Origin of the sequence: Sedimentimonas flavescens (genome assembly GCF_025154035.1) — a bacterium.
Taxonomy (GTDB): domain Bacteria; phylum Pseudomonadota; class Alphaproteobacteria; order Rhodobacterales; family Rhodobacteraceae; genus Rhodobacter; species Rhodobacter flavescens.
Window position 1 is genome coordinate 270524 of record NZ_JAOALJ010000004.1, and the last position, 19675, is coordinate 290198.

A 19675-nucleotide genomic window follows, 5' to 3' on the forward strand; every position below is an offset into this window, starting at 1 on the left:
ATGGCCACGCCTGCCCTCAAGCGGCGTCTCGGCCCCGGCCTGATGACCGCCTATGGGGTGGGCGTCATGGTCGGAGCGGGCGTCTACGTTCTGGTCGGCGCCGTCGCGGCGCAGGCCGGGATCTGGGCGCCGCTGGCCTTCCTGATCGCGGGCGTAGTGGCCGCACCCTCGGCGCTGTCCTATGCCGAGCTCTCGGTGCGTCTGCCCGAAGCTGCCGGTGAGGTCGCCTATGTGGCAGAAGGCCTGAGCAGCCATGCGCTGGCCGTTCTGGTGGGACTGGCCATCGTGCTCGCAGGTGTCATTTCCGCGGCTGCCGTCCTGCGGGGCGGGGCGGGCTATCTGGCGCTGCTTGTGCCGTTGGAGCCCGCGCCGATCATCCTCGGGCTTGGCATTGCGCTGACTGCGCTGGCGGTTGTCGGGGTGCTTGAGTCCATTGCCTTTGCCGCCATCCTGACGCTGATCGAGGTCGTGGGCCTTGCGCTGGTGATCTGGGCGGGGTTTTCTGCGCCCGCCGTCCCCGAGATGGCCGCGCTGCCGCCGGTGAACTGGTCGGGTGTGGCGGGGGCCGCTGCACTGGCCTTCTTCGCCTTCATCGGCTTTGAGGACATGGTCAACATGGCTGAGGAAGTGCGCGACCCGAACCGCACCCTGCCGCGCTCGATCCTTGCCGCGCTGGCGATCACGACGGCGCTTTATCTGCTGGTCAGTTATGCCGCCGTGCGCGCCGTGCCGGTTGAAACCCTTGCGGGGTCCGAGCGTCCGCTGGCGCTGGTCTGGGAAAGCGCGGGCAATTCGGCGCAGCTGCTTGCGGCGATCGCGGTAGCGGCGGCGCTGAACGGCGTGCTGGCGCAGATCGTCATGGCGGCGCGAGTTCTCTTCGGGCTGGGGCGGCGCGAGCCGGGGCTTGCCATCTTCAACAAGGCGCATCCGCGCTTTGGCACGCCGGTTCTGGGGACGGTGCTTGCGGGCGCGCTGATGCTGACCGCCGCGCTGATGCTGCCGGTATCGGCGCTGGCGCAGGCAACCTCGATGGTGCTGCTGGGGGTCTTCATCCTTGTGAACCTGTCGCTTGTCTTCCTCAAACGCCGCAGCGCCGAGGCGTCGTTCCGCGTTCCGATGATCGTGCCGCTGTTCGGCGCGGCGGCCTCGGCGGCCGCGTTGTTCGCCGCACTTGGGGGTGTCGCATGACCCATTCGCTGACTGCCGCCTGTGTCTGGGCGCTGATTGCTACCCTGATCGCGGTCGGCCCGAACCGCTGGCACTGGCCGGCGGCCTGGGTGCTGATCGCCACTGGGGTGCCGTTGCTGGGCTGGGTGACCTATGAGAATGGGCCGGTCTGGGGCATCCTTGTGCTGGCAGGCGGCCTGTCGGTCCTGCGCTGGCCGGTGAAATACCTGCTGCGCTCGCTACGCTCGGATCGCGGGGCGCATTCGGAATAGCGCCGCGCCTCTTGTCGAGCGCCCCCGTCGCGGGGTAGAGCGTGGCCATGGAAAACATGGCCTATACCCCGCGCGGCACCCTGACGCCGAACCGCTCGCTTGCCGATCTGACCTGGCTTCGGGTCGGTGGCCCGGCGGACTGGTTCTTCCAGCCTGCGGATGCCGAGGATCTGGCGGCCTTTCTGGCGGCCCTTCCGGCAGAGGTTCCGGTGTTTCCGATGGGGGTTGGTTCCAACCTGATCGTGCGCGACGGGGGTATTCGGGCGGTCGTTATCCGGCTTGGGCGCGGCTTCAATGCGATTGAGATCTCGGGCGATACCGTCACCGCCGGGGCCGCCGCGCTGGATGCCCATGTCGCGCGCAAAGCCGCCGAGGCGGGGCTTGATCTGACCTTCCTGCGCACCATTCCCGGCTCGATCGGCGGTGCGGTACGGATGAATGCAGGCTGCTATGGCTCCTATGTCGCCGATTGTCTGGTCAGCGCAGAGGTTGTTCTGCGCACCGGCCAGCGCCTCACGCTGACGGCCACGGATCTGCGCTTTGCCTATCGCTCAAGCGTTCTGCCCGAGGGGGCTGTTCTGGTCTCGGCGACCTTCCGGGCCGCGCAAGGTGCCCCCGATGCGCTTGCCGCGCGGATGAAGGATCAGCTTGCCAAGCGCGACGCCAGCCAGCCGACCAAGGAACGTTCGGCCGGTTCGACCTTCCGCAATCCCTCGGGCGCGTCCTCGACCGGGCGGGCGGACGATGTGCATGATCTCAAGGCCTGGAAGGTGATCGACATCGCTGGCATGCGTGGCGCCCGGATCGGCGGTGCGCAGATGAGCGAGATGCACTCGAATTTCATGATCAACGCAGGCGGCGCCACGGCACAAGATCTTGAGTCCCTTGGCGAAGAGGTCCGCAAAAAGGTTTTGCAGACCCAGGGAATTTCGCTAGAGTGGGAAATCATGCGCGTGGGCGAATATTGATCAGCCCGGCGCGCGACTGACAACGAACAACATTCCACGGGGACAACCCCGGGAGAGGCGAAATTGGCGGGTGTGTCGAGCAGGGCAACCCACCGTGTAGCGGTTTTGAAGGGTGGTCTTTCCGCAGAGCGGGAAGTGTCGCTCTCCTCGGGGCGTGAATGTGCCGAGGCGCTGCGGGTGGCGGGTTTCGATGTGATCGAGATCGACGCGGGGGCGGATCTGCCCGCGCGCCTGAGTGATGCGAAACCCGATTGTGTTTTCAATGCGTTGCATGGCCGTTGGGGCGAGGATGGCTGCGTTCAGGGCCTGCTTGAATGGCTGCGGATCCCCTATACTCATTCTGGCGTCATGGCCTCGGCCATCGCGATGGACAAGAGCCGCTCGAAAGACGTTTACCGCGCTGCAGGCCTGCCGGTCGTCGAAAGCGTTCTGGCGACCAAATCCGAGGTGATGGCGCGTCACGTTCTGCCGGTGCCTTATGTGGTCAAGCCGAACAACGAAGGCTCGTCGGTCGGCGTCTATCTGGTCACCGATGGCGCAAACAGCCCGCCGCAGTTGGCCGACACCATGCCAGATGTTGTGATGGTCGAAACCTATGCGCCGGGGCGCGAGATGACCTGTTCGGTCTTGGGCGACCGCGCGCTTTGTGTGACCGAGATCATCACAACGGGCTGGTATGACTACGCCGCCAAATACAATGTCGGCGGATCGCGCCACGTCTGCCCCGCAAACATCCCCGCCGAAATCACCGAGGCCTGCCGCGACTATGCGCTACGCGCACACAAGGCGCTTGGCTGCCGGGGCCTTAGCCGCACTGATTTCCGTTGGGACGACACGCGCGGCCTTGCGGGGCTGGTTCTGCTGGAAACCAACACCCAGCCCGGCATGACGCCGACCTCGCTTTCGCCCGAACAGGCGGCCGCTGAAGGGCTGTCTTTCGCCGATCTCTGCGCCTGGCTGGTGGAGGATGCCTCATGCGACCGCTGAGCGCCGAACCCCGCTATCTGCACCGCGATCAGCCGCGCGCGGCGGCCCCGCGCGCCATGCGCCGCGATCCCGCGCCCTCGCGTCTGGCCTATCGGCTGGAGCGTCTGTGGCTGACCCCCTTGGTGCGTGCGTTCACCCGGGTCGGCGTGCCGGTCTTCGCGGTGACGCTCGGGCTTGGCATCTGGCTTGGCGATGAGGGCCGACGCGCCGATCTGATGCAGGATTATCAGGACATCAAGACGGCGGTGCAGAACCGCCCGGAATTCATGGTCTCGCTGATGAAGATCGAGGGCGCATCGCCCGAGGTCGACACCGCGATCCGCGCGATGCTGCCCGTGCCGCTTCCCGCCTCGTCCTTCGCAATCGATCTGGATAATTACCGCGATACGATCGCCAAGCTTGATGCGGTGCGCGACGTGTCGATCGTCGTGCGCTCCGGCGGGTTGCTTGCGGTGCGCGTGACCGAGCGTGAACCCGCGATCCTGTGGCGCACCGTCACCGGCATCGAGATGCTTGACGAGACCGGCCACCGCGTTGCGACCCTTCTGGACCGCGCCGCGCGCTCTGACCTGCCCTTGGTCGCGGGGCTGGGTGCCGATGCCGCCGTGCCCGAGGCGCTTGAGATCCTTGAGGCCGCGCAGCCGATCCTGCCGCGCACCCGCGGCCTTGTGCGGATGGGCGAGCGCCGTTGGGATCTGGTGCTTGACCATGATCAGCGCATCCTTCTGCCCGAGACAGAACCCGCCCGCGCGGTCGAGCGCCTGCTCGCGCTCGACGCCGCCGAGGATCTGCTGGCCCGCGATTTCTCCCAGCTCGACCTGCGCAACCGCGAACGCCCGACCCTGCGCCTGAGCGCAAGCGCGATGGACACGTTCAAGACGCTGGCCGGGCAGACGATCCAAGTGAAGGCAACGCCATGACCGATCTTTACCAGTCCCAACGTGCGATGCGGAACATGCGCAAGGCTGCGATGCAGCGCGGCGTTGTGGCGCTTTTGGATATTGGGACGTCGAAGATCGCGTGCCTCGTGTTGCGCTTCGACGGGGCGGATACGCTGCGCGACGCCGAGGGGATCGGCTCGCTTGCCGGTCAGTCCGGGTTCCGGGTGATCGGTGCGGCCACGACCCGCTCTCGCGGGGTGCGCTTTGGCGAAATCGACGCCATGGCCGAGACCGAGCGGGCGATCCGCACCGCGGTTCAGGCCGCGCAAAAGATGGCCAATACGCGGGTCGATCACGTCATTGCCTGCTTTGCCGGTGCGGAGCCGCGCTCTTACGGGCTGGCGGGCGATGTCGAGGTTCTGGGCGGTCAGGTGGATGAGCAGGATGTGGCGCGCGTGCTGGCGTCCTGCGATTTGCCGCCGATCGGGCAGGGGCGCGAAGTGCTGCACGCCCATCCGGTGAACTTCGCGCTGGATCATCGCTCGGGCCTGGGCGATCCGCGCGGCCATGTCGGGCAGCGCCTGGCGGTGGACATGCATCTGCTGACGGTCGATGAATCGGTCATTCAGAACCTGATCTACTGCATCCGCCGCTGCGATCTGGAACTCGCCGGGGTGGCAAGCTCGGCCTATGTGTCGGGGCTGTCCTCGCTGGTCGAGGATGAGCTGGAACTGGGCTCGGCCTGTATCGACATGGGCGGCGGAGCGACCGGCGTGTCGATCTTCATGAAAAAGCACATGATCTTTGCCGATGCCGTGCGCCTTGGCGGCGATCACGTGACGCGCGACATCGCGGCAGGGCTGCAAGTTCCGATGGCCGTGGCCGAGCGGATCAAGACCTTCCACGGCGGCGTTGTCGCGACCGGCATGGATGACCGCGAGATGATCGAGCTGTCGGGCAGCTCGGGCGATTGGGAGAAGGATCGCCGCCAGGTCAGCCGCGCCGAGCTGATCGGGATCATGCGCCCGCGGGTCGAGGAGATCCTAGAAGACGTGCGCGCCCTGCTGGATGCGGCGGGCTTTGACCATCTGCCCTCGCAGCAGATCGTGCTGACGGGCGGCGCAAGCCAGATCCCGGGTCTTGACGGGCTGGCGGCGCGGATCCTTGGCCATAACGTGCGCCTCGGGCGACCGCTGCGTGTGCAGGGTCTGCCGCAGGCGGCGACGGGGTCGAGCTTTTCCTCGGTAGTCGGGCTGGCGTTGTTTGCGGCCCATCCGCAGGACGAATGGTGGGATTTCGAAACCCCCGCCGAGAGGCTTGGCGCTCGCTCGCTGCGCCGGGCATTCCGTTGGTTCCGCGAGAACTGGTGAGAGCTAGGGCAGGGGTCTGTCCGATTCGCTTCCACCAGATTCTGACGCATGCGCGAAATACCGCTGAAAGCGGCAAGGTGCTCTCCATATTTTGTGGGGAGAGCGTGTTTTTTAAGTGACGTTCCCCGGATTCGAAGCTAAAATCGGTCTAATTTTGGGGGCAATTGGCCGCGGCGGCGCGGCTCATCACATAAAAACAGGCGGAAATCCCATGACCTTGAATTTGATGATGGCGGATCACGAAGAGCTGAAGCCGCGGATCACCGTTTTCGGCGTCGGCGGCGCCGGGGGCAACGCAGTCAACAACATGATCGAAAAGGCCCTCGAAGGGGTCGAGTTCGTCGTGGCCAATACCGATGCGCAGGCACTGCAGCAGTCGCGTTCCTCGGCCCGCGTCCAGATGGGCGTGAAGGTTACCGAGGGTCTGGGAGCCGGTGCGCGCCCGAGCGTCGGCGCGGCCGCCGCCGAGGAATCCATCGAGCAGATCGTCGATCATCTGGCCGGCGCGCATATGTGCTTCATCACCGCTGGCATGGGCGGCGGCACCGGCACCGGGGCTGCCCCGATCATTGCGCAGGCTGCGCGTGAGCTGGGCGTGCTGACCGTCGGCGTCGTGACCAAGCCCTTCCAGTTCGAAGGCACCAAGCGGATGCGTCAGGCTGAGGCCGGTATCGAGGCGCTGCAAAAGGTCGTCGATACGCTGATCATCATCCCGAACCAGAACCTGTTCCGTTTGGCGAATGAGCGCACGACCTTCACCGAGGCCTTCGCCATGGCCGACGACGTTCTCTACCAAGGCGTCAAGGGCGTGACCGACCTGATGGTCCGTCCGGGCCTGATCAACCTCGACTTCGCTGACGTGCGCGCGGTGATGGACGAGATGGGCAAGGCCATGATGGGCACCGGCGAAGCCGCAGGCGACGACCGCGCCGTGCAGGCCGCCGAGAAGGCAATCGCCAACCCGCTGCTCGACGAGATCTCGCTCAAGGGCGCCAAGGGTGTGCTGATCAACATCACCGGCGGCTACGACCTGACCCTGTTCGAACTGGACGAGGCTGCGAACCGGATCCGCGAAGAGGTGGACCCGGAGGCCAACATCATCGTCGGCTCGACGCTGGACCCCGAGATGGAAGGCGCGATGCGCGTTTCGGTCGTGGCGACGGGTATCGACGCCGCGCCTGCGACGATCGAAATTCCGGTGCCGCGCCGTTCGCTGGCCGAGCCGCTGAAGCCCGCCGAACCCGAGGTTGCTCCGGTTGCCGCCGCTCCGGCGCCGCAGCCCGCTCCGCAGCCCGTTGCCGCCAGCCAACCCGTTGCTCCGTCGCCGCAGCCGGTCGAGCGCAACCTGTTCGACGCGGCCCCCGCGCCGCAGCAGCCGGAAGCCGCCGACCATCTGCCGCCCCCGGCCTATCAGCCGCGCCCGGCCGCGCCGCGCGATCTGCATGTCGAGGAAGATGCGGCTGCGTTCGTGGCGCCCCGTCCGCGCGCGCCCGGAACGCCCTCGCCCGAAGCGATGGCGCGCCTCCAGGCTGCCGTGAGCAAGGTGCCTCAGCAGCAAGCCGCGCAGCGCCCGTCGATGTCGGCCAGCCGTCCGGCAGCGCCGCAGCCCCAGCCCCAGGCCGAGAAGCCGCGCTTCGGCATCAACTCGCTGATCAACCGCATGACCGGCCATGCCGCGCAGCCGGGGCAGGAAATGCCGCAGCGTCAAGCGGTGCAGCCGCAGCAGGCCGCCTATGAGGATGAGGGCGACGGTGAGCAGGATCGGATCGAGATTCCGGCCTTCCTGCGTCGTCAGGCGAATTAATCGCTTCACAAACTTTCCTGAGAAGGCCGGGGAGACCCGGCCTTTTTCATTGTGAATTCATTAACTTACGCCGCATTCGGCGGGGTTTTGCCGCAGCTGCATTCATTTGTTTCAGTTTGTTGCAAAGAGTGAGTTGTGATGCGCGTCAGGGTTTCTTAACTGATGCTGCGGACCCGGGTCTGGCGGAAACAAATGCATTCCGTCCCGGGAACAACGTGTAACGAAAGGGCAAGATCGTGCAGACGACACTCGGTTCCTCGGTGACCTTCGACGGCGTGGGCCTGCACTCCGGTGCCCCCGTGCGGATGGTCCTGCGGCCTGCGCCCGCCGGGCACGGGATTGTCTTCCGCCGCACCGATATTGCCGATGCCGACCCGCGCGTTGCGGCGCTCTGGGATCGCGTGACGCCCTCCAAGCTTTGCACCCTGATCGAGAATGACGATGGTGTTTCGATCTCGACGATCGAGCACGTCATGGCCGCGCTGACCGGCGTCGGTGTGCATAACGCTCTGATCGAGATCGACGGCCCCGAGGTTCCGATTCTTGATGGCTCCTCTGCCCCCTTCGTCGAGGCGATCCGTAAGGTCGGCCTGCGCAATCTTGGCGGCAATCTGCGCGCGATCCGCGTGCTGAAGCCGGTCGAAGTGCGCGAGGGCGAGGCCGTCGCGCGGCTGGAGCCCGCCTCAGCACTGGAGATCGACTTCGCCATCGACTTCGCCGATGCCGCGATTGGCAAGCAGGCCAAGCGCCTGAACATGGCCAATGGCGCCTTCGTGCGCGAACTGATGGACAGCCGCACCTTCTGCCGTCAGGCGGATGTGGATTACATGCGCGCCAACGGGCTGGCCCTGGGCGGCACTTATGAGAACGCCGTCGTCGTCGATGGCGACAAGGTGCTCAGCCCCGGCGGTCTGCGCCACTCGGATGAGGCCGTGCGCCACAAGATGCTCGATGCGCTCGGCGATCTGTCGCTGGCGGGGGCACCGATTCTGGGCCGCTACACCGGCGTGCGCGCGGGTCATGCGATGACCAACCGCCTGCTGCGTGCGCTTTTCGCCGATCCGCAGGCGTGGTGCTGGGAAGATTGCAGCCAGCAGCAAGCCTATGGTCTGCCCGGCGCTGGCGTGTGCCGCCCGGCGCTTGCTGCCTGCTGAAACGGATCGCCGCAGTTCGCCCAAGGGTGCGAAAGGCGTTTTGCGCCCGGAATTTTTCTGTGCTAGGACGGGCGAAGCAGTCGCCTCTCTGAGGGGGCGGATCGGACGATGCACCGGGCGGGACGGCTTCGGGCGAAACGGATAGGGCAGGGCATGACGCGCGGCGGAACTGCGGCACTTCGGGTCGGAAGTCTAATGCTGGTGATGGCTCTCGCAGCCTGTTCGGGCGATGGCGGCAAGCCTCCGCTCGAGAGCTTCACGGCCGAGGAAATCTACAAGCGCGGCGAGTATGAGCTGGAAGTGGGCAATCCGCGTCGGCCCGATCTGCCGCTGTACTACTTCTCCGAGGTCGAGCGGCTTTACCCCTATTCCGAATGGGCCAAGCGCGCGCTGATCATGGAAGCCTATACCCAGCACCGCGCCAAGGATTACGAAGCTGCGCGCGGTTCCGCGCAGCGGTTCATTGACACCTATCCGGGCGACGAAGACGCGGCGTATGCGAAATACCTGCTGGCACTGTCCTATTACGACCAGATTGACGAGGTTGGCCGCGATCAGGGCCTGACCTTCCAGGCGCTGCAAGCGTTGCGCGACGTGATCGAGCAATACCCCGAGAGCGACTATGCGCGCTCGGCCATGCTCAAGTTCGACCTCGCCTTCGACCATCTCGCCGCGAAAGAGATGGAGATCGGGCGCTATTACCTCAAGCAGCGGCACTACACCGCCGCGATCAACCGCTTCCGCGTGGTGGTCGAGGAATTCCAGACCACGACTCACACGCCCGAGGCGCTGATGCGTCTGACCGAAGCCTATCTCGGGCTTGGTCTGACGGACGAGGCGCAGACGGCGGCGGCGATCCTTGGGCACAACTTCCAGTCGTCGCCGTTCTACGGCGATGCCTATGTGCTGCTTCAGAACCGTGGGCTTTCGCCCAAGGCCAAGGGCGACAGCTGGTTGGCGTCGATCTATCGGCAGGTGATCAAGGGCGAATGGCTCTGACGCCGCTGGTGGCCTGAGGGGTTGCTATGCTGCGCACGCTCGACATTCGGGACATGCTCATCATCGAGCGGCTTGAGCTGGACTTCCGCTCCGGCCTCAATGTGCTCACGGGTGAAACCGGGGCGGGCAAGTCGATCCTGCTCGATGCTCTTGGATTCGTTCTGGGATGGCGCGGGCGGGCCGAGCTGGTGCGCAAGGGCGCCGAACAGGGCGAGGTGACGGCGGTGTTCGACCTGCCGCAGGCGCATCCCGCGCGGCAGGTTCTGCAAGAGGCCGGGATCCCTGCGGGCGACGAGTTGATCTTGCGGCGCGTCAATGCCGCCGACGGGCGCAAGACCGCCTGGATCAATGACCGGCGTGCCTCGGGCGAGGTCTTGCGGGCGGTCTCGGCGACCTTGGTCGAGTTGCATGGTCAGCAGGATGATGGCGGGCTTTTGAATGCGCGCGGTCACCGGGCACTGCTGGATGCGTTCGCAGGCCACGATGAACTTCTGGCCGCCGTGCGGGCTGCATGGGCGGCACGCGGGGCCACTGCACGCAAGCTGGCCGCTGCGCAGGCAGTCTTGGCCGCGATCAAGGGTGAAGAAGAGTTCCTGCGCCATGCCGTGAGTGAGTTGGACACGCTTGATCCGCAACCGGGCGAAGAGGCCGCACTGGATGCGCAACGCCGCCTGATGCAGGGAGCCGAAAAGATCCGTCAGGATGTGGCGCGGGCCTTGCAGGCGCTTGGCCCCGAGGGGGCCGAGGGCGCGATGCGCGATGCCGATCGCTGGTTGCAGGGCGCGGCGGACCGGGCAGAGGGGCGGCTCGATGCGCCGCTCGGCGCGCTTGATCGGGCCCTGATCGAATTGGGAGAGGCCGCACAGGGCGTCGAGACTGCGCTGGATGCGCTATCCTTTGACCCGCGCGCACTGGAAGCCTGCGAGGAGCGCCTGTTCGCGATCCGGGCATTGGCGCGCAAGCATGGTGTGCTGCCCGACGATCTGGGCGGTTTCGCCGAGGAATTGCGCGCCCGCCTTGCCGCGTTGGATGCAGGCGAGGGCGATATCGCGCGGCTTGAGGCCGATATGGCCGCAGCCGAGAAAGCCTATGCGCAGGCTGCCGCGCGGCTGTCCGAGGCGCGTCAGGCTTCGGCCGGGCGTCTCGACGCCGCGATGGCGGCGGAGCTTGCGCCGCTCAAGCTCGAACGCGCCGTGTTCGAAACCCAGATCACACCGGGCGAGGCGGGCCCCGAGGGCAGCGATACGGTGGCCTTTACCGTCGCGACCAACCCCGGCGCGCCCGCCGGGCCGCTGAACAAGATCGCCTCGGGCGGCGAGTTGTCGCGCTTCCTGCTGGCGCTCAAGGTCGTGCTGGCGCGGGGCGCCGATGCGGTGACGCTGATCTTCGATGAGATCGACCGGGGCGTGGGCGGGGCGACCGCCGATGCCGTCGGGCGGCGTCTTGCACGGCTGTCGGAAACCGCGCAGGTGCTGGTCGTGACCCACTCGCCGCAGGTCGCGGCCCGGGGCAATCACCATTTCCGGGTGCAGAAATCGGTCTCGGATGGCATGACCACTTCGGAAGTGGTGGCGCTGGCGGCCGATCAGCGCCGCGACGAGATCGCGCGTATGATCGCGGGCGCCGAAGTGACCGACGCCGCCCGCGCCGCAGCCGAGGCCCTGCTGGCGGGCTGATCAGCCCTCGGGTACGAACTGGGCGGCGACGACCTGCCAGCCCTCGGATCCGATACCCAGTGTTGCGCAGAGGATCGCGCCGATCCGGCCCGCGTCCGATCCGTCCTCGTGCACGATCCCGGTCAGAACGAAGCGCTGAATCAGCACGACCGCCTCCGAGCCAATGGTGCGCATCTTGGTCTTGCCGGTGACAAGGCGCGCGCGCGAAAAGGCCCCGGCAAGTTCGCTGGCCAAAAGTTCGGCGATCTGGCGGCGGCCCTCGGCGGTTCCGCCCGTCAGGCTGAGAAAATCGGCATCCTCGGAAAACAGCGCGGCAATGGCGCGGGCGTCACGCGCGCCCCATGCGGCGGCGAAAAAGCGCGGAAGATCGGCGGGGGTGGCTAGGCTCATTTCGCGCTCTCCGGCAGCGGCAGATCGGGCACGACCTTGCCCGGATTGAGAATGTTCAGCGGATCGAGCGCGGCCTTGATGGCGCCCATCACCTGCCAGCCCTCGCCATGTTCGGCGGTCATCAGGCCGCGCTTGCCAAGGCCTACGCCATGTTCGCCGGTGATCGTGCCACCCATGGCCAGCGAGCGCTCGGCAAGCTTCTGCGCGACGCGCTTGGCGCGGGCCAGCTCGTCCGCGTTCTCACGGTCGAGCAGCAAGATTGCATGGAAATTGCCGTCACCGACATGACCGAGGATCGGGCCGATCAGGCTCTCGGCCTCGATATCGGCGCGCGCGGCCGCCACAGCTTCGGCCAGGCGCGAGATCGGCACGCAGACGTCGGTCACCAACCCCATGCAGCCGGGGCGCGAGGCGAGGCAGGCGGTATAGGCGCCGTGGCGCATCTTCCACAGGCGGTTGCGATCCTCGGTCGAGGTCGCCCATTGGAAATCTGCGCCGCCCATTTCGGCCACAACCTCGCCGAAGCGCTTGCTGTCTTCGGCCACGCCATCGTGCGAGCCGTGGAACTCGATCAGCAGATGCGGCTTTTCGGGCATCGCGGTGCCGTTCATCTTGTTGAAGACGCGGGCGATTTCCTCGTCCACGAACTCGATCCGGGCCATCGGAATACCCATCTGGATCGTCATCTGCACGGTTTCCACTGCGGTCTCAAGCGTGTCGAAGGCGCAAACCGCCGAGGAGATCGCCTCGGGTTGGCCATGCAGGCGCAGGGTCAGTTCGGTGATGATGCCAAGCGTACCTTCCGACCCTAGCATCAGCGCGGTCAGATCGTAGCCCGCCGCCGATTTCGCCGCGCGCGAGCCGGTGCGGATGATCCGCCCGTCGGCCAGCACGACCTCAAGCGCCGCGACATTGTCGCGCATCGAGCCATAGCGCACTGTCGTTGTGCCAGAGGCTCGCGTTCCCGCCATGCCGCCAAGCGAGGCATTCGCCCCCGGGTCGACCGAGAAGAACAGGCCCGTCGCGCGCAGCTCGGTGTTCAACTCTTCGCGGGTCAGGCCCGGCTGCACGACCGCGAGCATGTCCTCGGGGCTGACCTCAAGCACCCGGTTCATCCGGCTCATGTTGAGGCAGATCCCGCCATGGGTGGTCAGCGCGTGCCCCTCAAGCGAGGTGCCCGCACCCCAGGCCACGATCGGCACGCCGAATGTCGCGCAGATGCTGACGATGGCGCTGATTTCCTCGGTGGTTTCCGGCCAGGCCACGGCATCGGGCAGCGTCGGGCCGAAGTAGGTCTCGGACCGGCTGTGCAGATCGCGCTCGGCCTGGGTGCGGCTGAGACGGGTTCCGAGCAGGGTTTCGATTTCGGCAATCGCGGCTTCGAGCGGCATCGGCTTCTCCTGTGTTGCCCGACTCTTAGGCAGTTGCACCTCCGGGGGGAAGGGGGCACGATCTTCTATGCCGCGATGCGGAAAAATTTCGCCGACGCAGAAAACTTGTCCATGATCAATGTGGAATTGAACTCGGTCGTTTATTTAAGTTTCACGGAGCGGGGCTAGAAAACCCCGAGCCGGAAGGAACGCATGGAGAATGGAATGATCTTCGAAAGCCGGATGTGGGATGAGCTGGAACCGGGCATGAGCGCAGAATTGCGCCGCCTTCTTACGGCCGATGACTTCTACGTCTTCGCCGCCGCATCGGGGAATCATAACCCGGTTCACCTTGCCGCGCAGGATGGCGATGGTGACGGGGTGAAAGAAGCCGTGGCGCCGGGGATTTTCGTCGCCTCGCTGATTACCAGCGTCCTGGGAAACCTGCTGCCGGGGCCCGGCACGCTGTACCGCTCGCAAAACCTGACCTTCCACGCGCGCGCACATGCGGGCGAGGAACTGGTGGCGCGCGTTACCGTTGTCAGCAAGTCCGCCGATGGCTGTGTGACGCTGGCCACTGAGGCGCGCCGCGTTGGCGACGATGCGCTGATCGTCGATGGCGAGGCCTGCGTGCAAGCCCCCGCGCGGCGGGTACGCTATGAAGAGCTGGACGTGCCCGGGCTGATCGTGCAGCGCCACCGCCATTTCGAGGCTCTTCTGGAGAAGGCCGAGGCGCTGCCCGCGCTGCAAACCGCCGTTGTCTGCCCCGAGGCCGACCACGCGCTGGAAGGTGCGCTGATCGCGGCCGAACATGCGATCATCACGCCGCTTCTGATCGGCGACCCCGACAAGATCGCAAAGGCTGCGAAAGAGGTGGGCAAGTCGCTTGATGCCTATCAGATCCTGCCCGCGCTGACGCATCGCGAAGCGGCGCGCATGGCCGTCGATCTGGTCAATGAGGGCCGGGCCGAGGCGATCATGAAGGGGCATCTTCATACCGACGATCTGCTCAAGCCGATGCTTGACAAGGTGAGGGGGTTGCGGATCGGGCGGCGCTTCACCCATATCTTCGTGATGGACGTGCCCGGTGTGCCGCATCCGCTGCTGGTGACCGATGCCGCGATCAACATCGCGCCTGATCTGGCGACCAAGGTGGACATCGTGCAAAACGCGATCGACCTCGCCATTTCGATCGGGATCGAAGTGCCGAAGGTCGGTGTTCTGAGCGCGGTCGAGACGGTGAACCCCGCGATCCCCTCGTCCATCGACGCGGCGCTGCTGTCGAAGATGGCTGAGCGCGGGCAGATCAAGGGTGGCATCGTCGATGGGCCGCTAGCGATGGACAACGCCGTGGATATCGGCGCCGCGCGCACCAAGGGGCTGCGCGGCGAGGTGCCCGGCCATGCCGAGGTGCTGGTGGTTCCGGGCATCGACGCGGGCAACATGCTGGCCAAGCAACTGGCCTATATCAGCCATGCCGAAGGTGCTGGTCTGGTTTTGGGCGCCAAGGTTCCGGTGATCCTGAACTCGCGTTCTGATAGCTCGATGGCGCGTCTGGCCTCGGCCGCGGTCGCGGCGATCAACTACCACTACCTGAAGGGCACGATGCGATGAGCCGCGCGATCCTGACGCTGAACTCGGGCAGTTCTTCGCTCAAGCTGGGGCTGTTCACCGAGGATTTGCAGACCCTTGCTATAGGTCATGTAGACCGGATCGGGCGGCGCGAGGCGGCTATGAAGATCGCCGATGCCGAGGGCCGAGCGCTTCCGGTGCCCGAACATGCGCCGAACGATTTCGCTACCAATGCGCAGGCGCTGAAAACCGCGCTTGAGGTGTTCGAGGCGGATTTTCCGGGCCTTGAGGTGATCGCCGTGGGCCACCGCATCGTGCATGGCGGGATCGAGCACGCCGCGCCGGAGCTGGTGACCGAGGCGCTTATGCAAGACCTTGCGCGCCTTGCGCCTTTCGCGCCGCTGCACCAGCCGCACAACCTTGCGGGCGTGCGCGCTGCGATTGAGGCCTTCCCCGGCACGCCGCAGATCGTGTGCTACGACACTGCTTTCCATCGTGGGCACCCGTTTGTAGCCGATACCTACGCCCTGCCGCGCGCTTATTACGAGGAAGGCGTGCGCCGCTACGGCTTCCATGGGCTTAGCTACGACTACATCCATGGCGAGCTTGCGCGCACCGAGCCCGAGTTGCACGCAGGTCGGGTGGTCGTCGCGCATCTCGGCTCGGGTGCGTCGATGTGCGCGCTGATGGATGGCAGGTCGGTGGCCTCAACGCTTGGCTTCTCGGCGCTCGACGGTCTGCCGATGGGCACCCGCTCGGGCGAGTTGGACCCCGGCGTGGTGCTCTACCTGATGGACCAAAAGGGCATGGGCGCGCAGGAAATCTCGGATCTGCTGTACAAGCAGTCCGGCCTTCTGGGCATGTCGGGTGTGTCGAATGACATGCGCACGCTTGAGGGTTCGGACGACCCGCATGCGAAGGAGGCGATCGATTATTTCTGCTTCCGCATCAAGCGCGAGCTTGGCGCGATGGCCGCAGCGCTTGGTGGGCTTGATGGGGTCGTCTTCTGCGGCGGGATCGGCGAGAATTCGTCGGCGACCCGTGCGCGGGTCTGCGCGGGGATGGAGTGGCTGGGGATCGAGATCGACCCCGAGGCCAACGCCGCCCATGCGCGCACGATCTCGACCGGCAAGGTGCGGGTCATGGTCATCCCGACGAATGAGGAGATCGTGATCGCCCGCGCCGCCAAGGCGGTTTTGGCCCAGTAACTAGAGCGGCGCGCAGGCGGCCCGGAGCCAATCGCGCGCCGCCTCTGACACATGCGGGCCGACACGGCGCCAGACCTCGGCATGATAGGCGTCGAGCCAGTCGCGCTCGGCGCCGCTGAGCAGGCCAAGGTCAATCAGCCGCCGGTCAATCGGCACCCAAGTCAGGGTGCGCATGGCCAGCATGGCGCGCGCGTCGCCGCCGGGCAGGGCGGGGGCATCCTCGACCAGCACGAGGTTCTCGATGCGGATGCCGAAGGCGCCCTCGCGGTAGTAGCCCGGTTCGTTCGACAGGATCATGCCGGGGGCCAGCGGCACATCGGAGATGCGCGAGATCCGCGCCGGGCCTTCATGCACACAAAGCGCCGCACCGACGCCATGGCCGGTGCCATGGTCGTAATCCTGCCCAGCCATCCACAAAGGGGCGCGCGCGAGGGGATCGAGGTCGCGCCCCGCCAGCCCCTTGGGCCAGCGCGCGCGGGAAATCGCGATCATCCCTTGCAATACGCGGGTGAAGGGCGCGCGGGCATCCTCGGGCACGGGGCCGACAGCGACGGTTCGGGTGATATCGGTGGTGCCGTCGGCATATTGTCCACCCGAATCGACCAGCAGAATTTCACCCGGTATCACCGGGCGGTTGGTCGCCTCGGTCACGCGGTAATGGTTGATCACGCCATTCGGACCCGCGCCGCAGATCGTGTCAAAGCTGATGTCGATCAGCTGGTTCGTGGCGCGCCGGAAGCCCTCAAGGGCGGTGACGACGTCAATCTCGGTCAACCCGCCCTGCGGCGCGGTTTCGTCAAGCCAGCACAGGAACTCGACCATGGCGCAGGCATCGCGGTGATGGGCTGCCTCCATCCCGGCGATCTCGGCGGGGTTCTTGTAGGCCTTGGGCAGCAGGCAGGGGTCTTCGGCCCAGACGATCTGATGCCCGGCTGCCTCCAACTCGCGCCCGATCTGGACAGGGGCCGAGGCGGGATCGACCTGCACCGGGCCGATCAGGCTGCGCAGGCCGGGAGCAAAGGCCTCGACCGGGCGCAGGGTTACCTCGGCGCCCAGATGGGCGCGCAGCTCGGGCGAGAATTTGGCGAGGTCGGCGAACAGCGTCAGGTGGGCATTGTCGTGCAGGACGGCAAAGCACTGCACCAACGGATTGCGCGGAAGATCCGCACCGCGAATGTTGAGAAGCCAGCAGATCGAATCCGGCAACGTCAGCACGGCCGCCGCGACACCGCGTTGGCGCAGCCCACGCGCGATGCGCGCGCGCTTGGCGGCACTGTCTTCGCCCGCTAGGGACATCGGATGGATGCGCGCCGGGGCCGAGGGCGGCGCGGGCCGGTCCGCCCAGATCGCGTCGATCAGGTTCTCGCAGTCCGTCAGCTCGATGCCGGAACCCTCTAAGGCCTTCTCAACCTCGGCAATCTCACGCCGGGTGTGCAGCCAGGGGTCGAAGCCCACGCGCCCGCCCTGCGGCAGGGCCTCGCGCAGCCAGGGGCCGGGTTTGGTCTCGGGCCAGTTCACGGGTGTAAAGGCGGACAGATCCACCTCGGCGCGCACCTGAACGCGGTAGCGGCCATCGACAAACACGCCGGCGCGGTCATTCAGGGCGATGCAAAAGCCCGCCGAGCCGGTAAAGCCCGTCAGCCAGGCCAGGCGCGCATCACGCTCGGCAACATACTCGCCCTGATGGGCATCGGCGCGCGGCACGAAAAAGCCATCCAGCCCCGCGCGCTGCATCTGGACGCGCAAGGCAGCCAGTCGGGGCGGGCCGTTCTCGGGGGCGGATTTCGAGGTGAAATCCTGAAACATCACATGGCCTTCCGCATGCCCAGAACGCGCGCCCGCGCCCGCGGGTCGCTGTCGAAGAGGCTTGCAAGCTGCTCGGTCATGGCGCCTGCCAGTTGCTCGACATCGGTAATTGTGACAGCGCGCTGGTAGTAGCGCGTCACGTCATGGCCGATGCCGATGGCGATCAGTTCGACTGCGCGGCGCTTTTCGACCATGGCGATCACGTCACGCAGGTGCTTCTCAAGGTAGATCGCCGGGTTGACCGATAGGGTCGAGTCGTCCACCGGCGCGCCGTCCGAGATCACCATGAGGATCTTGCGCGCCTCGGGGCGGGCCAGCATCCGCTTGTGCGCCCATTCCAGTGCCTCGCCGTCGATGTTTTCCTTCAGCAGGCCCTCTTTCATCATCAGGCCCAGGTTCGAGCGCACCCGCCGCCACGGTGCGTCGGCGCCCTTGTAGATAATGTGGCGCAGGTCGTTCAGGCGTCCGGGTTGCTGCGGGCGCCCTTCGGCCAGCCATTTCTCGCGCGATTGGCCGCCTTTCCAGGCGCGGGTGGTGAAGCCCAGGATCTCGACCTTGACCGAGCAGCGTTCGAGCGTGCGCGCCAGAACATCCGCGCAGATCGCGGCGATGGAGATCGGTCGGCCCCGCATCGAGCCCGAGTTATCAAGCAACAGCGTCACAACCGTGTCGCGGAACTCGGTGTCCTTCTCGATCTTGAACGAAAGCGGTGTCGTCGGGTTGGCCACCACGCGGGCCAGCCGCCCGGCGTCCAGCATTCCCTCTTCGCGGTCGAATTCCCAGCTGCGGTTCTGCTGCGCCTGAAGGCGACGCTGAAGCTTGTTGGCCAGACGCGAAACGGCGCCCTTCAGCGGCTCAAGCTGCTGGTCAAGATAGGCGCGCAGGCGCTCCAGTTCGACCGGCTCGGCCAGATCCTCGGCGCGGATTTCCTCGTCGAATTCGGGGGAGAAGACCTTGTAGTTCGGATCGGCCAGCGAGGCGGGCGGGGGCGAGGGCGGCTCGGGCGGGGCATCCGCCTGCGGCATGTCCACCTCTTCGCCCATCTCCTGATCGGCCGTGTCGTCCATGCTGACCGAGGTCTGCGACTGGTCTTGCTGTTCTTCCTGGCTACGCTCGGGCGAGGCTTCGCTGTCGTCGCTCTCGTCCTGATCGCGGCTTTCCTGATCGCCGGAATCGGGATCGTTCTCGGCCTCTTCGGACTCCGACTCGTCGTCCATCTCCTCGTCGGGGTCGTCGCCAAGCTGATCGGCAAAGCCCAGATCGGCAATCACCTTGCGCGCCATACGCGCGAAGGCCGCCTGATCGGACAGAACATGGTTCACCGCCTCAAGATCGTCGCCCGCCGATTGCTCGATGAACGGGCGCCACAGATCAAGCACATTCGCCGCGCCCGGTGGCAGCTTGCGGCCCGTCGCCAACTCGCGCACGAAATAGCCTGCCGCGACGGCGAGCGGTGCATCGGACTGGCTGCGGATCTGAGCATAGCCCTTGCGCTCGGCCTCCCAGGCGATCTTGGCGTCGATATTCGAGAGCGTGCCGGGCATCTCGCGTGCGCCAAGCGCCTCGCAGCGCGCGCCCTCCATCGCCTCGTAGAGCGCGCGGGCCATTTCGCCCGAGGGCTGGTAGCGCGCACCGACGCCCGCATCGTGATGGCGTTTGCGCAGTGCGAGCGCATCCCCCGTTCCGCGCGCCAGCAGGATCTCGTCGCGGGTCATGCGGCGGCTGACCTGCGGCAGACGCATCGTGTCCCCCGCCACGCCGGAGGGATCCACGGTATAGGTGACCGTCAGGTCGGGTGCGTCGGCGAGCGTCTTGGTCGCCTCGGCGAGCGCCTTCTTGAACGGATCGGCGGGGTTGTCGATGGGTTTGCTCATGTCTCTTTATGCGAAGTTTGCCGGCGGCGGGAAAGGGGCAAGACGGCTGGGCGAAGCGAGGGTAGGCGATCGGGGCGGTGGGGCGAAACTACCCCCGCCCCGAAATGCCGCTTTATCCTTTACGCCGTGGCATGAGCTGAGATCGAAGCTGACTGCGTGCCGAGCGGCTTTCGGCAC

Annotated in this window: 16 protein-coding genes; 12 read left to right on the plus strand and 4 right to left on the minus strand. The window is 66.2% G+C overall.

The features are described 5' to 3' along the window. The 10 genes from N3C64_RS09705 (at position 1) to recN (ending at position 11278) form a co-directional block, all read left to right on the plus strand. Positions 1-1188 carry an APC family permease gene (locus N3C64_RS09705; RefSeq protein ID WP_260014130.1) on the plus strand — a complete coding sequence of 396 codons (1188 nt, stop codon included), beginning with the start codon at positions 1-3 and terminating at the stop codon, positions 1186-1188. Beyond that, complete coding sequence (locus N3C64_RS09710) at positions 1185-1439, plus strand: DUF2484 family protein (RefSeq protein WP_218630709.1); 255 nt, start codon at positions 1185-1187, stop codon at positions 1437-1439. The genes N3C64_RS09705 and N3C64_RS09710 overlap by 4 nt, the downstream gene beginning before the upstream one ends. Positions 1440-1486: 47 nt before the next feature. After that, positions 1487-2407: a UDP-N-acetylmuramate dehydrogenase gene (murB, locus tag N3C64_RS09715; protein ID WP_375546108.1), complete on the plus strand. Its 921-nt coding sequence runs from the start codon at positions 1487-1489 to the stop codon at positions 2405-2407. Positions 2408-2470: 63 nt separating this feature from the next. Then, on the plus strand, positions 2471-3394 hold the full coding sequence (locus tag N3C64_RS09720; protein ID WP_218630708.1) for a D-alanine--D-alanine ligase: 924 nt from the start codon (positions 2471-2473) through the stop codon (positions 3392-3394). Further along, the gene (locus tag N3C64_RS09725) at positions 3382-4314 is read left to right on the plus strand and encodes a cell division protein FtsQ/DivIB (protein WP_260014131.1); all 933 of its coding nucleotides are present in this window, start codon (positions 3382-3384) and stop codon (positions 4312-4314) included. Before N3C64_RS09720 ends, N3C64_RS09725 begins: the two co-directional genes overlap by 13 nt. Then, positions 4311-5645: a cell division protein FtsA gene (ftsA, locus tag N3C64_RS09730; protein ID WP_260014132.1), complete on the plus strand. Its 1335-nt coding sequence runs from the start codon at positions 4311-4313 to the stop codon at positions 5643-5645. Before N3C64_RS09725 ends, ftsA begins: the two co-directional genes overlap by 4 nt. Before the next feature lie 211 nt (positions 5646-5856). Further along, positions 5857-7449 carry a cell division protein FtsZ gene (gene ftsZ / locus N3C64_RS09735; protein WP_260014133.1) on the plus strand — a complete coding sequence of 531 codons (1593 nt, stop codon included), beginning with the start codon at positions 5857-5859 and terminating at the stop codon, positions 7447-7449. Positions 7450-7685: 236 nt separating this feature from the next. Beyond that, positions 7686-8603 (plus strand): UDP-3-O-acyl-N-acetylglucosamine deacetylase, encoded by a 918-nt coding sequence (gene lpxC / locus N3C64_RS09740; protein WP_260014134.1) that lies wholly within the window; start codon positions 7686-7688, stop codon positions 8601-8603. Positions 8604-8756: 153 nt separating this feature from the next. Next, positions 8757-9602 (plus strand): outer membrane protein assembly factor BamD, encoded by an 846-nt coding sequence (locus N3C64_RS09745; RefSeq protein ID WP_218630703.1) that lies wholly within the window; start codon positions 8757-8759, stop codon positions 9600-9602. A gap of 26 nt (positions 9603-9628) precedes the next feature. Then, positions 9629-11278 carry a DNA repair protein RecN gene (recN, locus tag N3C64_RS09750; protein WP_260014135.1) on the plus strand — a complete coding sequence of 550 codons (1650 nt, stop codon included), beginning with the start codon at positions 9629-9631 and terminating at the stop codon, positions 11276-11278. On the opposite strand, the gene N3C64_RS09755 is transcribed toward recN, so the two are convergent. Together N3C64_RS09755 and N3C64_RS09760 are read right to left on the minus strand one after the other, a co-directional pair. Then, a complete protein-coding gene (locus N3C64_RS09755; protein ID WP_218630701.1) occupies positions 11279-11668 on the minus strand; it encodes an SgcJ/EcaC family oxidoreductase in 390 nt (129 codons plus the stop codon). Beyond that, positions 11665-13059, minus strand: a complete 1395-nt coding sequence (locus tag N3C64_RS09760) for an FAD-binding oxidoreductase (RefSeq protein ID WP_260014137.1) — start codon at positions 13057-13059, stop codon at positions 11665-11667. Before N3C64_RS09760 ends, N3C64_RS09755 begins: the two co-directional genes overlap by 4 nt. A gap of 204 nt (positions 13060-13263) precedes the next feature. Here N3C64_RS09760 and N3C64_RS09765 point away from each other — a divergent pair, with 204 nt between their 5' ends. Beyond that, complete coding sequence (locus N3C64_RS09765) at positions 13264-14652, plus strand: bifunctional enoyl-CoA hydratase/phosphate acetyltransferase (protein WP_260014139.1); 1389 nt, start codon at positions 13264-13266, stop codon at positions 14650-14652. Further along, a complete protein-coding gene (locus tag N3C64_RS09770) occupies positions 14649-15818 on the plus strand; it encodes an acetate/propionate family kinase (protein ID WP_260014140.1) in 1170 nt (389 codons plus the stop codon). Before N3C64_RS09765 ends, N3C64_RS09770 begins: the two co-directional genes overlap by 4 nt. On the opposite strand, the gene N3C64_RS09775 is transcribed toward N3C64_RS09770, so the two are convergent. Both N3C64_RS09775 and cobT read right to left on the minus strand, forming a co-directional pair. Beyond that, entirely contained in the window at positions 15819-17624 is a 1806-nt protein-coding gene (locus N3C64_RS09775) for an aminopeptidase P family protein (RefSeq protein WP_260014141.1), read from the minus strand. It lies immediately after the preceding gene. Beyond that, on the minus strand, positions 17624-19498 hold the full coding sequence (gene cobT / locus N3C64_RS09780) for a cobaltochelatase subunit CobT (protein WP_260014142.1): 1875 nt from the start codon (positions 19496-19498) through the stop codon (positions 17624-17626). Before cobT ends, N3C64_RS09775 begins: the two co-directional genes overlap by 1 nt. Positions 19499-19675 lie beyond the last annotated feature (177 nt).